19 protein-coding genes are annotated in these 15,428 nt (G+C 60.4%); 1 reads left to right on the plus strand and 18 read right to left on the minus strand.

The window, feature by feature from the left end; genetic code table 11:
- Positions 1-135: 135 nt before the first annotated feature.
- From B447_RS13720 to B447_RS22575, 18 genes are all read right to left on the minus strand, one after another.
- On the minus strand, positions 136-1,821 hold the full coding sequence (locus B447_RS13720) for a PRTRC system ParB family protein (protein WP_002941218.1): 1,686 nt from the start codon (positions 1,819-1,821) through the stop codon (positions 136-138).
- A gap of 243 nt (positions 1,822-2,064) precedes the next feature.
- Positions 2,065-2,565 carry a hypothetical protein gene (locus B447_RS13725; protein WP_002941220.1) on the minus strand — a complete coding sequence of 167 codons (501 nt, stop codon included), beginning with the start codon at positions 2,563-2,565 and terminating at the stop codon, positions 2,065-2,067.
- A gap of 13 nt (positions 2,566-2,578) precedes the next feature.
- The gene (locus B447_RS13730) at positions 2,579-2,803 is read right to left on the minus strand and encodes a hypothetical protein (protein WP_002941223.1); all 225 of its coding nucleotides are present in this window, start codon (positions 2,801-2,803) and stop codon (positions 2,579-2,581) included.
- Between the two features lie 268 nt (positions 2,804-3,071).
- Positions 3,072-3,389 carry a hypothetical protein gene (locus B447_RS13735; RefSeq protein WP_002941226.1) on the minus strand — a complete coding sequence of 106 codons (318 nt, stop codon included), beginning with the start codon at positions 3,387-3,389 and terminating at the stop codon, positions 3,072-3,074.
- A gap of 139 nt (positions 3,390-3,528) precedes the next feature.
- Positions 3,529-4,881 (minus strand): phosphoadenosine phosphosulfate reductase domain-containing protein, encoded by a 1,353-nt coding sequence (locus B447_RS21870; protein ID WP_002941230.1) that lies wholly within the window; start codon positions 4,879-4,881, stop codon positions 3,529-3,531.
- A gap of 274 nt (positions 4,882-5,155) precedes the next feature.
- Positions 5,156-5,377 (minus strand): hypothetical protein, encoded by a 222-nt coding sequence (locus tag B447_RS13745; RefSeq protein WP_002941248.1) that lies wholly within the window; start codon positions 5,375-5,377, stop codon positions 5,156-5,158.
- Positions 5,378-5,437: 60 nt separating this feature from the next.
- A complete protein-coding gene (locus B447_RS13750; RefSeq protein ID WP_198291807.1) occupies positions 5,438-5,662 on the minus strand; it encodes a hypothetical protein in 225 nt (74 codons plus the stop codon).
- A 5-nt stretch (positions 5,663-5,667) separates the two neighbouring features.
- Positions 5,668-6,327 carry a hypothetical protein gene (locus B447_RS13755; RefSeq protein ID WP_002941252.1) on the minus strand — a complete coding sequence of 220 codons (660 nt, stop codon included), beginning with the start codon at positions 6,325-6,327 and terminating at the stop codon, positions 5,668-5,670.
- Positions 6,328-6,755: 428 nt separating this feature from the next.
- Positions 6,756-6,971, minus strand: a complete 216-nt coding sequence (locus B447_RS13760) for a hypothetical protein (protein WP_002941253.1) — start codon at positions 6,969-6,971, stop codon at positions 6,756-6,758.
- Between the two features lie 97 nt (positions 6,972-7,068).
- Positions 7,069-7,482 carry a hypothetical protein gene (locus tag B447_RS13765; RefSeq protein WP_002941255.1) on the minus strand — a complete coding sequence of 138 codons (414 nt, stop codon included), beginning with the start codon at positions 7,480-7,482 and terminating at the stop codon, positions 7,069-7,071.
- Positions 7,483-7,689: 207 nt separating this feature from the next.
- A complete protein-coding gene (locus B447_RS13770; RefSeq protein ID WP_157384681.1) occupies positions 7,690-8,193 on the minus strand; it encodes a hypothetical protein in 504 nt (167 codons plus the stop codon).
- Positions 8,194-8,347: 154 nt separating this feature from the next.
- Positions 8,348-10,189: a phosphoadenosine phosphosulfate reductase domain-containing protein gene (locus B447_RS13775; protein WP_002941260.1), complete on the minus strand. Its 1,842-nt coding sequence runs from the start codon at positions 10,187-10,189 to the stop codon at positions 8,348-8,350.
- 73 nt (positions 10,190-10,262) lie between these two features.
- On the minus strand, positions 10,263-10,508 hold the full coding sequence (locus B447_RS13780) for a hypothetical protein (protein ID WP_002941271.1): 246 nt from the start codon (positions 10,506-10,508) through the stop codon (positions 10,263-10,265).
- A 77-nt stretch (positions 10,509-10,585) separates the two neighbouring features.
- Complete coding sequence (locus B447_RS13785) at positions 10,586-10,894, minus strand: hypothetical protein (RefSeq protein WP_002941273.1); 309 nt, start codon at positions 10,892-10,894, stop codon at positions 10,586-10,588.
- Positions 10,895-10,911: 17 nt separating this feature from the next.
- Positions 10,912-11,463, minus strand: a complete 552-nt coding sequence (locus B447_RS13790; RefSeq protein WP_002941275.1) for a hypothetical protein — start codon at positions 11,461-11,463, stop codon at positions 10,912-10,914.
- A 260-nt stretch (positions 11,464-11,723) separates the two neighbouring features.
- Positions 11,724-12,704, minus strand: coding sequence for a hypothetical protein (locus tag B447_RS13795; RefSeq protein ID WP_002941276.1), 981 nt, complete (start codon positions 12,702-12,704; stop codon positions 11,724-11,726).
- A gap of 481 nt (positions 12,705-13,185) precedes the next feature.
- Positions 13,186-13,695 carry a YcbK family protein gene (locus tag B447_RS13800; protein ID WP_002941278.1) on the minus strand — a complete coding sequence of 170 codons (510 nt, stop codon included), beginning with the start codon at positions 13,693-13,695 and terminating at the stop codon, positions 13,186-13,188.
- Positions 13,696-13,884: 189 nt separating this feature from the next.
- The gene (locus B447_RS22575; RefSeq protein ID WP_157384682.1) at positions 13,885-15,156 is read right to left on the minus strand and encodes a DUF5623 domain-containing protein; all 1,272 of its coding nucleotides are present in this window, start codon (positions 15,154-15,156) and stop codon (positions 13,885-13,887) included.
- Between B447_RS22575 and B447_RS13810 the strand changes: the two genes are divergently transcribed.
- Positions 15,133-15,428, plus strand: a 296-nt coding sequence (locus B447_RS13810; RefSeq protein WP_002941283.1) for a helix-turn-helix domain-containing protein, incomplete at its 3' end; no start/stop codon positions are given. The genes B447_RS22575 and B447_RS13810 overlap by 24 nt on opposite strands.

Consider the following 15,428-nt stretch of genomic DNA (forward strand, 5'->3'; position numbering starts at 1 on the left):
GTAGCCCACAGATCCGGCAAACATCGGTCTGTGATTTTCGGCATCCGCAATGGACGACCAGAAACTCGCTTTCCACAACGCCCACTCCGTGACGCTGAGGAAAACCACCCGGACAAAAGCCGGGTGGTGTGGTTGTTACTTCTTGCCGTACAGCATGTTGCCCGGCAGCTTTCCGGCGTACTCGAAGCCGTCGACCGTGAGGATCTTCTTCACGATCTCGTCCTTCTTGCCCGCCATGAGCTTTGCGTAGTCCTTGCCAAGGTGCTCCTTGATGCCCACCTGCTCGGCGATGACCTCGATCTCGCTCTTGGTGAGCAAGTTGAGGTACTCCTCGTTGAGCTTCCAGTAGGCCGTGAGATCCACGCGTAGCGTCTTCATCAACGCGACCAGCTTGAACTCATCGATCCCTTCCGCAACCGAGGGGGCCAGCGTCCGGAGGAGCTTTACGACCACCTCATCCGATGCATCCGCCAGTAGCACGAAGATCTCCTCAGGCTTGCCATTCGGAGGGACGTCCTGCTGCGTCAAGGCCTTGTAGACTGCCTTGACCGTCTTATCGGAGATGTTCCGGCCTTCGCCGGTCATCGCCAACGCGATGAGCACCCGTTCGTTCTGCTGCGGGTTGGACGCCAGATGCTTAGCCAAGGCTTTGCGCCAGACCTTCACCCGGTAATCCTTCACGCGTGTCGAGTCCTGTACTTCAGTCGGCTTTTTCTCGGCCTTCTGCGCGGTCTTACCCGCACTTCGAGCCTTAGCAGCTCCGGACGTCGAAACACCCTCACCCGCTGGCTTCTCGGCTGCAGCCGTGACTGCAGCAAGGGTGCTTTCTTGCTGCGCCTTGACCTTCTGCATGTTGCACTGGGCGTCGAAACACAGACCGCGAAAGACGTTGCCGACCTTGCCCGGTACCGCGCTGATGGCCGCACCGTACTTCCCGCAAGAGCGGCAAGCCTGAGCCTGATCCTCACCTACACCAGTCGCCCCTTCCGCTACAAGTTTGATCACGGTGAAGTTCTCGCCCGGACGAACAATGCGCACCTCGGGGAATTCATCCTTGAGGGACTCCCTCTTGGCCTCGAGCGCTTGGTCGGTCTTCGTGCTCCAGCAGTCACGATTGGTGCAGTGGCCGTCATCGACCGCTTCACCAAAGAGTGCTTGCTGGTTGCCCGAGTTGTGTTGACAACCCGCGCAGTCGGTCTTGTCGAAGATTGCAGCGGAAAGGGCGTTGGCGAGTTTCTGGATCTGCACCTTCAACTCAGCCACCGAGACGAGCTCGGGTGCCTTGAGAAGGGCATTCAGAACGCCTTCCTGCTTGTCCTTGGACAAGCCCGCGATCAGCTCGGCGTGACCGAGCTTGATCTTGCGCTCGACCAAAGCGTCACGCACTGGTTGGGCGCAGTTCATGAGCGCCAGTCGCTTGTCCAGGGTGGAACGGGTCCAACCCAGACGCTTGGCTGCCTCCTCCCGGTCACCATCACAGCGCGCGAGGATCTTCGCGGCTGCTTCGGCTTCTTCGGCAGGGCTCATATCGGAACGCTGAACGTTCTCGATCAGGGCCAGCTCCTCAGCCTCGGCGTCGGTCAGTTCACGGACGACGACCGGAATCTCGTAGTCGTCACCGTGCGCCTGCTTGGCCGCCGCATAGCGACGCCCGCCGACCACCACCTGGAAGCCGTCATTCAACGGGCGCACCATGATGGGCTGAATCACGCCCTTCTCGCGAACGGACGAGACGAGTTCGTTCATCTCCGCAGGGTCGAAAAACCGACGCGGGTTGTTGCCAACAACGATTTGCGACAGGGGGATCTGATTCGGATACATGGTTTTCTCCAATGCAAATGGGGAAAACCACGTCCCGGCCGGGGGTGGTTTCCCCGGTGGGTAGATTGAATGGCTGGGTTTGGCGATACACCGCCTGGCTGGATCCAGCTGCCATTGCTGGGCAATACGCCCAAGAAGCAGGCTGAATCGTAGCCCAGCCGGGAAGTGCGCGCAACTGAGTCGGTAACCGGTGAACGAAAAAACGGGGACGCAGGCATTACGCCCGACGTCCCCGTTCCTGCCTCACTCGACTGCCGTGAGATTGTCGCTTTCGGCCTCCTCCCGCGATCTGCGGCAGAACTCCTCGAAGCTCATCCGACCTTCGTTGTAACGCTGCAGCATGGCGCTGTAGCGCATCCCCCGTTGCCAGACCGGCGTAAGGACGAATGCGTCGAGCGCGCCTCTCGCATCCTGGACGAAGCCTTGGCACACAGCCTCATCCAGTGCCTTCATCGGATCGTTGAAGACCTCATGCCCGTAGAACCCATCGGGTCCGTAGCGTACAAGGCGTGCCTTCGATGAGCCGTCGGGCTCGGGTAGGATAGAAATGAGACGACCGTCCTTGTGCCGCAGCTCCAGGCCCAATGGGGTGCCGCCCGACATGGACAAGACAGCATCGAGCTGACGTTGCCGGTTGAGCAGCATCCGCAACTCAATGGCCAGTAGCAGCGCGTATCCGCGATCCTCGTTGAGGCGCTTAAACTCGCTGATGCGGCGCTTCAGGTACTCGATTCGCTCTCGCATGGCTCGCTCCTTTTCAGGAAAGGACACGGAGAACGGTCTGAACCTGGATGCCGCGATCGAGCATGCGATTCGTCACAACGCCGCGCTCGATCGGGGTCAGGTTCGCCGCAAGCAGATGCGCGACCTCCGGCTGGCTCCGTTCGACGTAGCTGATGAGCCGCTTGGCCATTGCCAGTACGTCGTTGAGATGTTGCTGCGGACGCACGCCGGCGCCGTCACCGTTGATGAGGGTGAGCATGATGTTTCTCCTGGGATCGTGCGGTCGCCGCCACCATGGGTGGCGGGTTCCGCTTGAGGGTGAAGTTGCTCAGGCCGCCTTTCGGCTATGCACGAGCCTCGGTAGGTCGGTGTCGATCGCCATCTTGATCAGCGCAGCAGCTTGCCCCGGTGATTCGTGGCGAGCACTGCGGTTGCCAGTTCAGCTGCGTTTCCCGACTCCAGTGCGGTGACGAGCGTTGCGGCCAACGGTTTCAGGGCTGTAGGCATGCCAATCTCCTTGTCCGGCGTCACGACCGAGGGATCAGCGTGGCGTCCTTGAAGTTGAAGTAGCGGCCATCGAGCTTCATCACGCGCACAGCCATCTCGATCCGGCAGGGCAATCCGGTCATTGCGTGGATGCCCTCGAACGTTTCGTTGTTGAGTTGCTCGAGCGCTGGCGCGAAGCCTTGCGGCAACTCGGCCTTGTCCGACTTCAGGATGAAGGTCTTCCAGGCCTTGCGTGTGCGACTGTCGAGGCCGCCCATGTAGTCTTCGCACGCAGCCTCGATCCCGAAGGACTTGGCCAGTTTGACGACCGCACGGCGAAATTTCGTTTCCGGTTTCATGGGGTACTCCTTAGCTGAAAATGCGGAGCACCCCCCCTGTCGCGGGAAGATGCCCCGCGGGGTTGTGGTTGTCCTGAACGGACAGGGTTGGCTGGGTTGCCCTCCGAGGAGGCCGGTCGATCCAGCTACCGGGTTCATACTAGATGTGGCACATGGGACAAGGAATCAGCTTGAGGGCTTCTTCCTCCGTCTCGGGCGGTTCCTCTTCGTTCTTCGCCTTGTACCACTGGCTCAGCAGCACCCCGCCCAAGGGGGCGTCCGCCTCTTTGAAGGCCTCCTGCGCCGACTTGGCCCACTCGTACTGCACGGTGAGCGGGTGCGGATTCGACGCGGCCTGTTGGCGTTGAAAGTCGGCATTGAGTGCCCGTGTTGCCCAATCGACCACATGCTGGATCTGCCGATAGGACGTACCGTCATCCCAGGTGTAGCTCTCGGGGCCGGGCTTTTGCGGATCGAACACATCCGAAGGCATCTCGATGTACCAGATCGCGAAGCGCACCTGCTGCCGAACCTCTTCTGGCGTCATGCCGTGCACTTCCGCAGTCGAGAGCAAATGGACATAGCGACCGTCCAGTTGCTTCTTCAAGCCGGCGAGCGTTGGGCTGAAGGTGATGAGCCTTTGAGCCCATACGAACTCGGGCTGGCCCGGCATCGCATCGAAGAAGAACTCTCCGCCCACGAATATCCTAGCGCCAAAGAGATCATCCCTCTTGGCTTTGGCTAGTCGCCCCTTTTCGATCTCATCGTCAGATTCCGGCATGGGGAAACCGTGCCAGTTTTGAGCGATTGCCGTGTCTTTCCAGAGCGGAACGCCCGGGGTGTGCCGTTGCAGATCGACAACCGAGAGCTTCTCGCACTGGGCGCCGCGGTCGAACTCGTGCGGTGCGCGCTGAAGCAGGCCGATGATCTCCGACTTGCGTTGGTACGGGCAGACTGTGCAGCCCGACCGCGACCTCGTCTGGTACGAGCGCGGGATGCCGATCGTCTCGGAGAGCTTTCGGTAGACCCACGCCCGGTTGACGCCCAGATCCACAAAGGGCATCTCGGTTTCGACTTCAGGGAGCGCGAACGCCAAGCGGTCTGCTTCATCGGCTCGGACACCAACGAACATCCACTTCTGCCGTCCTTCGAACTGCTTGATCCAAGCTTGAAAGGGCACGAGCTTGAGTTCTCTCGTGCACCACCGATCTCGGGGCGAGGGCAAGAAGCCGTTGTACTCGTCGATGAGCGAGAAGAGCGTCTTCTCGCCGATCCGCTCGATCTTCTTCCCTAGCCAGATCTCCAGTCGGTCGAGCGACTCGATCGTTTCCTTCTCCTCGGCTCCGGTGTCGGTGAAAACCATCCGGAAGTCAATCTCAGGGGCGATCTCGTGCAGCAGAATCGCCAGTGCCGTCGAGTCGGCCCCGCCCGAAACCGGCAGCAGATAGATATCGGTTTCTGGGTTGCCGGGGATCAGGTACGTCCCCGACAACGTGAGGGGGTTTGCATGCATGGTGTTCCTCATGGGTTGATGAGGAGCCCTGCCCCGAAGGGGTCGGGCCCCTCCGGGTTTCCGGGCTGCCCCATCTGGACGGTGAAATCCCTTCGGGCGTTGAAATTGAACAGCGGCGCGCGCTGGTGTCTCGCGGGGAGACTTGATGGGCCGGCTTACCCTGAACTGCAGGGACGGTAGCGCCGGCGACCGTTTCGGCCATGGGCCAGAAATCAGGCTGTTTCCGGAAACGCAGAACTGCGCCTCGGGAAACCGCCCGAAGGCGGTTGGACGACTACCTGGCGGCAGCCATCGGATTGCGGGACTTCACGAAGACGACCAACTCCTCGAAGGACTTGGCGGCGACCTTGTCGGCTTGACGATGCCAAGCGCTCTGGACTCGATTGCCAAGCTGATCGAGCAGATCGACCTTTCGTGCCGAGATGCGTACGCCGTACACGCCGTGGATCTTCGCTAGAGCCATCGGGGGCACGACCACCGTTGCTTGTTGCTGCATGGATGCTCCTTGAATGGAGGAGCCCATCCCACAGGGATGAGCCCCTGTGGGATGAATGTGTCAGACGCCGTAGTGCTGCCGCACCAGGCGCCGTGCTTGAAGGTATGGCTGACCGCGGGTGACTTCCAGCGGTGCCATACGAATCAGGTTGCGCAGCGCGGCCGAGCGCAGAATCGGGGCATACCGATCCTTGGCCTGGACCACCTGCACTGCGGCATCAACCGTTGGCAGTTGCTTGTAGCAGTAGGTCACCAGCTGGCAGAAGTAACGCATACGGGTCTGCATGATCATCACTCCGGCTGCTCGAGCGTTTCGCCCGCCATGAAGGCGATCCACTTGCAGGCCTTGCCCAGGCTCTTGAACCGAGCTGCGACCTGCCCCTCGATCATGACCGACACCTTGAACTGCGGGTGTTCGGCTTCGACGAGTTTCATCTCAGGCAGATGAAAACCAGGGTGCTTGTAGAGATTCTTGTGATCGCGCACCCGGATGATACGGATGACCTTGTCGTCTTGCATTGGTGCGCCAAAACCGTCCGCTTCAGAAATCAGAATCGGCGCCTTCAGCGTACCCGTTAATCGACCAACCGAGCCGATCATGTCGAACTCGTCCATCGAGGACTTGCCCGTTTCCGGGTCGCCGTAGAAGACACGAACCTTCTCACCAGTGTGGATCAGCCTGTCAATGACCTTCTTGACCGCGTCACGGGTGTCCTTCTTGAACCACGTCCCGAGACGTGGATCCTTGGCCGCAAGTTTGATCAACTTGGCATACTTCTTCAGCACCTCTTCGGTGCCATACTCGGCCACGAAAGGGGCCAGCTCCGGATGCCCCAGACGCTCGGCTAACAGCGCCGTTTCGTCGAAGGCTTTCTGGACCCCCCACGTTGTGCAACCTTCGACTAAGGTTTTCACGTTCAGGGACTGCTCGGTATTGATGGTGATGTTCATGATGATGACTCCAGAATGAAGATCGGAGACACCATCCCCGCCTCGGGAAGTGTCCCCGAGTGGGTTGTAAATGTCCTGTGCGGACGTTGAAGGCTGGGTTCGGCTCGATTAAGCCCGGTGGAACCAGCTACCGGCTCGATCCGATGGACCGAAGAATTCGTTGCTGCAACTACGGCACTACACGATCACACCATCACGGATGGACGCGCCGATCAACCCGGCGTTTGCCGCACCGACCATCCTTTATGGATGACTCGCCGCGGTTCGTCTCGACGCCTGTTCAGGCGTGACGATGGCTTTTTGGATTCTTGCCTAGTGGCTTCGTTTCCCAGGAGGCCATCAACAAGCCGCCGGCTACAACTAGCCCGGCAACGATGCTAAGAACTAGGATGTCCATCCCATTCCCCTTTGCTCAATAGAGCGCCTACCTAAAATAGTAGCACGTCCCAGAAAACCAGCGCTCCGACCCTGGAGCCCACACTAACCGTCAGCGATGGCTCCGAGAACATCACCGTGACCGAACCGATCAGGCTCGCTGTGCTCATTGTGAGCGCAAGTCGGCCATAGGCTTCCTTTTGCTTGAGCGCGGGGGGCTTGAATGCACTCTTGGTGTCCAGCAGCAGCTTTTGAAGCCGCTCGTTCATGTCTCCTCCACATTTGCAACCCTGGCGGAGACCCGGCCCTCACGGGCTAGGAGCCCGAGGGAGTTGATAGAACTTGCCAGCCGACGGGGCCTGACTATCAGTGCCCGACATAGCCAACCTGGTGCAGGTTCATCAGCACGTCGTAGAAGTACATCGAGTCTCCGATCCCTATTGCGCACAAAGAATGGAACTCCTCCCACACCTCGGCCTTATCCTCATCCGACAAGGCGTTCCACTCTTCCTCGGAACCCATCGGATACAGTGAGTCAAGAAGATCACTGTGTGCTGCTGCCCGTTTGCCGCTCTCCCACTCGCAGATGAGGACGCTTTCATGAGCAAGAAGAGGAGAAATCGGATCGTTCGAGTGGTTGGACAGAAAACCTAGATCGTAGGCAAGCCCGCATGCAGCGAGTTCCATACGCTCAGCTTCCTCCTTGTCTGCGATGAGCCTGGACATTGCCAAGTAGCAACGCGCATCAAGGGCTTTGGTCATTTCGTGTGACATTTTCATGGTGACTCTCCGGTGTAGAAATTCGGAGACACCATCCCCGCCTCGGGAAGTATCCCCGAGTGGGTTGCGATTGTCCTGTGCGGACGTTGAAGGCTGGGTTCGGCTCGTTTAAGCCCGGTGGCACCAGCTACCGCTTCGACCCATGGGGTCGAGATGTCCTGCAATTCTGCATTGCGCTGTCGTCGGTGTCCAGTGCCGGAGAAAGACTCATGCGGGAGCTTGGGCGAAACCCAATTCGATGAGTCGCGCCCCCCACCCCCTCTCCAGGCAGTCTTGGAGGAATGACCCCTTGGTGATCTCCCGGGGGTGCCTGCTGATGACCGGCACCTGCCGCTCGTAATCCCAGAGTGCAGAGACCGTGAAGAACCGACCAGTCGAGCTTATGGCGTAGACGACCCACCCGGGAGGGATGCGGCGATGCTCAAGAAAACGGTACTCGTGACGCATGGGGGTTTCCTCGACGCCGACCACCTCACTTCCCGCGCCCGACCAACTCAACAAGCGCGAGGTGGCATGGTCGACGGTCTGCGCACTCCAGGCGCTGAACATCTCCCTGAGCACCCGATCAGTCCCAGCCGGCGGCGCCAGCTGGGCAAAACGCTGCTCCTCGACGTTCGACGTCCAGACACTGTAGGTGGCAACGCCGACGAACACGGTAACCACGGCAGCCATCCCCAGCGCGAACTGGCGAAACGATGTCTTGCCGGCCAACTTGGGTTGGTCTGTATCCGGCCTGAGTTGGATTACTTTACTCATGCACCAAAAATAGCACAGGGGCGCGGACGGGCAACGCCGCCCGAGTAGAAGCAAAAAAGCCCGACCTTCCCCTTTTGGGGAAAAGCCGGGCCTGTTTGTGGATTTCCGGTCACGCGGCCAGCGCGAACAGATCTCCTTGCGCTTCCTGCGCGGTCCTTGACTGCTTGGCGTCTTCCAGCGCCGTCCGTCGCGAATCGCTCAGAAATGCCTTCTTCACCGTCTCATCGACCTCATCCCAACTGCTCGAGGCCTCAATGAGCATTTCGACATCCACGGTGGAGCCGTTGACGCCGATCAGCCGTTTGAACGCGGTGCGCTTGAACGCGTCATCGTGCCGGAGCACCTGCATGCTCGGGATCTTCACCAGGCCGTACTGCAGATACCAGCGTGCAGTCCAGCCACGCCCCTGGTTCTCCCGGTAGGACCGGTAGTCATCGATCAGCCGCTCTGCCTCGTACTCGAAGAAGAACAGCAGACTCTCGGGATCGATCGTGAATCCTTCCTCGATCTGCTTGCCCGTCTGCTCATCAACGGTGCGTTGAGTCACGTCCCACAGGCGCAGCGGATTCGATTTCCCGTAGGTCGTCTCTTCCATGCAGCTTTCGAGCATCGCAACCATGAAGGGGTCACGAATGCCCGCCCAGGTGTCGCCGCAGGCCTGCGCCCAGTCTTCCCCAACATGCAGAAAGCGAGGCTCAGGAAACTGCTCGCAGCCGATCACCGGGCTCTCCGGAATTGCGTAGCGAACCACGCCGTTCCAAATCTCCAAGTAGTCGGCAATAGCCGTGAAGCCATCCCAGTGCCCGTTGAGCGACCACAGGTAGTCGATGGCCACAGCGTGATCTGCAGGGATGAGCCTGAACCGCGGTTCGATCCCCAGATCGCACGCCTGCTCGTACTCGAGCACATCGAGCGTCACCGTGTAGCGGAACAGCTCACGCATCATCGCCGGCGAGTAAACGTCTGGCCGGATGGCGATGAAGCCCTCCTTGATCGTGCGGCCCACCCACAGCCTGCGACTCACGTCGTTCTGTGTTGCGGCGATGAAGTTGCGCAGCTTCCCCAGGCCCGCCATGAAGGCGTACTCGGGGTCTTCGAGCAGATACTCCATGCTCGAATCGTTCTTGACCATCTGGCATTGATGGCAACCGAACCGAGCGCCGCAGCCGCCTTTACCAGCCCCGCCTGCTGCGATGCCATCGTTGATGACGGCGCAACTGGTTGGACCTGCATCGGCATAGGCCTTGATCACATCGACAGCGTCCGTGTAGGACGTGTAGATGCCTGCCCGGACCAGCCCAAGCAGTTCCCAGACGTCATCAGTGCTCCAATCGGCCAGGGGAGAGAAGCACAACTCCCCTTGCCGATTGCGAAACGGCTCGTAGGCTGATTCGCCCCGCTGTCGCATTTTCGAGCCACGGGCGGCACTCTCCGAGAAGCGAGACCCTGTGAGGGTGATGCACTCGCTGCCATTGCCCCATACCGGCAGCAACCGCTTTCTCAGGGTCTGCATCGGCTTGATCTTCCAATCATTCGAGCAGTCCCCATTGGTCATCGGGAAGCTCGGGATTGACCTGCCGCCGAGGATTCGCGGCCCCCAGCTATCGAGTAGCGTCGGAGAGGCAATCTCAACACGCATCTCGATGCCCAGCTTCATTGCGTGTGCCCGGATCTTGTCCATCTCGGATCGGGCCAACTTGTGGATGACCGGGTTCTCGATTCGCGTGTCCGAGTGCAGCACCATGAGCCGGGGTTCGATCCCCTCCTCCAGTGCTTTCTCGGCCGCGATGAAAAAGACGACCATCATTGCGCTCGAATCCTTGCCAGATGAGAAGGCTGCGCACAGTGGCGAACCCTGTCTCATCAGCCGCAGCAACGCACCAACGGCTTCATCGATGCGCTGCTCGAGCGGAACGACATTGCGGATTTCCGCGGTTACAAAGAGGTCCATCGTGGTTCTCCGGTGAATAGGGGAACCACGCCCCGAGGGGAAGTGATCCCCCAGGGGTTTGGATGCTAATAGTTCAGGCGGGCCGGGCTCGGCTCGGGATGAGCGAGTAGGCGTCATCCCATGACCACTCGGGATCTTCGGGCGTTTCCATCCAGAGTTTCTGGTAGGGCACGTCGAGGGCCTTGGCCATGTAGTGACCGACCGCGGCCGGATCCTTGCCCTCCTCGTCGGCTTCCAGCGTGAGCACCGCGTCCTTATTGACGTAAAGCGCGGTGTCACCGTTGGAGAGCTTGAGGACGATGATTTCAGGTTGATCCATGAGTGCTCCTTCACTGTGGAAGGGCTCAACCCCCCGAAGGGCAGCGATGAGCCCTTCGATGGGGGTTGATGAGGTGGTTACCTGGACTGAAGGGTGTTCTTTCCGGACCAGGTGAAGCCTTTCGTGCGAGCGCGCTCGCGAACACGGTTCTTGAACGACTCGGATGCGTGCTCACGGTGCATCTGGCAGTGCTCTTTCTCGACGGCAAGCAGGAACTTGATGTCCGAGCGTGCCGTCTCGAGGTCTTCCGCAAGTTTCTTGCGGCTGGTGAGGCGCTGCCCGATGAAGGCTGCACAGATTGCCGCGATCACGGTTGCGACCACGGAGCCGAGCGCCGTGATGATGGCCGCCTGGACCTCGGGATCGTGGGTGGCGATTTCTAACACATGAATCTCCTCTCGTTTTAATACGTCAGGGGCGGGGCCTGCTCGACCCAGCCGGTACCGACAACATACTTGGCAGTGCGGTACTCGTTCGGATAGCACGACTCGGTGATGCCTTCGTCGATGCGTTCCTTGTTCAGCGCGGCCAGCACGTCATCCGTCACAGGCAGGCCGATGTAATCGGCGATACCCGAGGCGGCGACGATGTCGCGTTCGTACTCCTCCTGGCTGAGATTCCAGCCGTAGCCCCCGTTCCAGTCACGGACATAGAACTCGGGCTTGAGGTAGCGCACACGAATGCGCTTGTCCTTCATCGGCCCGCTTTGCACCTCGTAGTGGGCACAACCGCGGTACGTGCAGACGAACTGCAGCTTCGCCGGTTTCACAGCCTCCTTGGACGGGAGCTTGTCGAGCCAGCTCTCGAAGCGCGACCAGAGTTGCGGCCGACGCTCGATGTTGCGGGCCAGCTCCTCGCGGGTCAGGCCTTCCTTGACGAACTCCAGGAACTGGAGATTCGTCTCGGCGATCTGGCGCGAGGCCGTATAGAACATCTGCTCTTGAGTGAGCTGCATGGTGGTCTCCAAGTCAAATGGGGCCGCCATGCCCGTAACGGGGCGGTGGAGGCCCCGTGCGGGTTGTGATTGTCCTACGCGGACATGAGGCTGGCTTTGGCTCATCTGAGCCCGGTGGAACCAGCTACCGTTGCGGTCGAAACGACCAACAAATCGACTCTGGATTGTGTCTGGATTGCACAATCCACAGCCGACTCAGCTTAGGAAGCCAACCCACCCCGTCTTTATCGGACAGAGTGGGCTGCTGCCATTGGTTCGGCTTACGCGGCGACGGCGATCGTGTTGATCGTCGTCACCTCGATGGGCGTCACCTTGAAGTAGGACTTCACGATGCCGTAGACCTTGTTGATGCTCCAGTGCCAGCGCGCTTCACCGGCAAAGCCCGTCGCGTTGGGGGGGATCACCAGGTAACCATCGTAGGCGTCCATGTACCCTGCGCCGTTGAGCACACCATCGTGCAGACCAATGTGCACCTTGCCGCCGTCGGTACTCCAGAACATCGGCTTGGTGCAGTCGTGCTCGAAAAGCGCTCGCACGTTGATCTGTGCGTGCGCCATCGGGACGGCCCACTGGTAGCCGTTCTCGATGATCGCCACCACCTGCTCGGGCGTGAGCACTGCCGGCCGAAGCGGATCGGCCTCGACCTTCCAGCGCAGATCCGCCGTCTCCTGCACGAAGATGAGACCGGTGGCCCCTTGGTCCTTGCAGTACCCGCGTAGCGCCTCGCTCGAGCAGTTTCCGAGCTTGAGGAGTTCGACCAGCCAGCGGCCGGGCTGCACGTCCTCGAGGTAGTTCGACTTGGAGCGGCTGCTGCGCTGACCGAACTCGTCCATCAGCTCGTCCAGATTGACGCCGTTCCAACCCGGCACCCAGCACAGCTCGCCATGCAGGCTGCTGGGGATGAGATCGAAGGCGCGTTCGCGGTTGGCCTGGACGTAGGCCTGGTGCATCTGCTCTTGCACCTCGTGCGAGACGCAATCGAAGCTCATCCCTTCCTGGCGTGCCGCCTCCAGGAACTCGGCTTCCCATCCGCCGCTGAGTTCGATCACGAGATCGATCAGTGCGTCTCGGAATCGGGTGTTGTCCCACTTGCTCTCTACTTGCACGCGCTTGAGCGCGATCCAACCAGCGATGAGCTTGTCAGCCCATGCATCCGAGTAGTGATAATCGTCGGGGAAGATGCAGTACGAAGGCAGAGACTTGGCCGTCTCGAGGTACTTGCGATGTTTCTTGCTGTTCATGGGTGTCTCCAGGAAAAAGTGGAGACACCAGCCCCGGAAGGGGATGGAATCCCCACGGGGTTGCGGTTGTCCTGAGCGGACATTGAAGGCTGGGTTCAGCTCGGGAGAGCCCGGTTTAATCCAGCTACCGGTGCGGCCCAAAGAGGCCAAACATTCATGAATTGTGCCGCCAGGCGCGGCCCGTGTCCAGCGCACCCACGCCGGTCTAGTGTGCAGGGTTCCCGTTGAGCCGGTAGCGAGCCCGCTCGTTACTGCAGGCGGCAAAGCGCCTATCGCAGCTTGTAGATCGTGCATCCTTCGGGTCTGCATGGAACGTTGCCCTTCTCCGAGCACACCACCTCCATGCTTACCGGGTTCATGCGGCTGAACCGGCAGGAACGGGAAGTCCTGCCCGCCCCTTGAGCTTGCCCACCGCCCATGGCAGGCGCTCCCTTCTTCGTAATGAAAACCACACGCCGGCTCACCGTCGTTCTCTGCCGCATTAGCCCTTCCTTTTTTTGCTTTGCCATGCCCTGACCGGGCCAGTGTCGACGTGGATGAATCCGCGGTCCTGATACAAGCCCACCCCGCCGATGCCGATCATCTTGGCCATATTCGAGAGCACCCCCGGCGCCATGCCTGGGATGTGAACGTCGGCCGCACGCCCTTGGAGGTGCATCGAGTTCTTTGCTGCGCCTTCGAGCTTGGCGTTGTGCTCGGGTGTTCGGTAACCGGACAGGATCTGGATCTCGTGCGGCAAGCCGTATGCCTTGAGCCAGTGCTGCATGATGTAGAGGGTGTCGAGCAGCACTGGGTCGATCTGGTGTTGGCGATCGAACTTCACGTCCCTCATGAGATGGCATGCCGCGAGGTAGCCCTTCACATCCCAACCCAGTCCGTGACGCCAGTAGCAGACCTCGATTTCTTCCTTGGACTGTGGGCGCTTCAGGTGTATGAACCGGTCCCGAAGCAGAAGGCCTTGGCGCCAGTCGCCCGCCGCCGCATGCGACATCGCCGGCTGCAGCGCAAGGGCGCCCGCGCCAAGGAGAGCAGTCAGAGCTTGTCGTCGATCCATGGTGGGCGATTCTGCCCTCCCTTGGCAAACGACTCTTCCTCGTAAAACAGGGCTAAACCGGTGTTTTGCGGAGCATGGAGGTGCGCGGCGCCACCGCTTGGCGCCGCGGTCTGCCCGGTACGACGGTTACTGCCTTTCGGACGGCCAACCGGTGATGGACTTACGCGCCGCGAGAAGCTGACGGATTAACTCGCGGAGAGGCGCACAGTCGGGATAGTGACGCTTGAGCGTTCTCTCAACCTGATCGACATTATTGAGGAGGTTTAACGGTTCACTATCCTGAAGCCGCTTCCCAAAGGGCATAGGCCGATCTCCGTGGTAATAGACGTCGAAGAACCGGGAGCTGTCGATCTCATCCGTTGAGTATTCATGCTCCAGCCAGTTGTCGAGTTTGCTGCGCACCCTGTCCAGACGGGAACTCACTCCGGGGCGGTTAGCGCAACGCCCGATCCCCGCCTTCAGCAGCGCACCAATCTCCTCATGGACCTCCACCGGCATTTTGCCGTTCGGCTTCCGACGGGTCTTGTCCGTGCCAAAGCCGGTCACGACAGTCGACGCGGTCGCCCTGCACAGTAGGGGATCAAGAGGCACGCTGGCCTTCAACCCTTGCTGGATCTCAAGTGACGAGCGGAATGAAGGCCTGTAAGTCGCGGATTCGCCCTGCCATTGCGCTTCAACAACGGGCGCCGGGGCCTTGTCCAAAGCCTTGAGCATCCCGTCGGCCCGTGAAGCCAACGAATCATGCACGACAAGGAACATCACGCTACCGACATCAGGTGCATACATTCCTTGCCATGAGGCGCGCAGGATGCGATATCCATGCTTGGCAGCCCATTCAGCCCGCCGCGCCAGTTTGTCTTCATCCAGTGCAGCCGCATAGGGTTCATCAACCCTCAGCTCAAGACCAGACTGGGGGTCAGCCCACGAAGTCATGTGATCCGCGCCGGGAAGACGTTCGCTAGGCCAAGGCTGGGCGAAATTACGAGCTGACGCCGGTCGAAGCTTCGTAATCGCCATGAACTGAAGCTCCCGAGCCGCAGAACACAAGGCCCGTCGGGCACTCGCCTGGCTCCGATACAGCGTCTTGCTCACCAAGTGATCAGCGGCACGACCGCGGAACTTGTCCAATGCGAATGAACGACGAAGCTCGCGAGAGCCGATCAATGCCTGCCACGAGCACCCAAGGTTGAGGTGGAAGGTTTCACGCCCCTCGTCGATGCTGTTTCGCTCGCGCCAATATGCGGTCAGGAAGATCGTTGTCCCCTGACCGAAATGCGCGGCAAGCCCCGGTACTTCAGGCCGGGGAAGGATAGCGCGTTCGCTGCAGGCGAACTGGGGGCTTGAAATTCGGACCGGACGTGAGAGCCTGATCGCATGAGTGAGGGATCGGTCTTCCATCGTGCGTACCGGTATCGGCTGCGGAGCAACCGCAAGGCCGAGGCGGTGCTACGACGCTGGGCAGGGTGCAGCCGCAAGGTGTGGAACCTCGCCCTGGCCGAGCAGCAGGCTCGACGCGAGCGTGGCGAGAAGTATGCCGGCTTCGCGGGCATGTGCCAGTGGGTCACCACCTGGCGCAAGGCCCCGGAGACGGCCTATCTTGCCGAGGTGCCGGTGCACGCGCTGCAAAACGTGGTGCGTGCGCTCGATGGCGCCTTCCAGCGCTTTTTCAG

This window comes from Thauera sp. 27 (genome assembly GCF_000310125.2).
GTDB lineage: Bacteria > Pseudomonadota > Gammaproteobacteria > Burkholderiales > Rhodocyclaceae > Thauera > Thauera mechernichensis.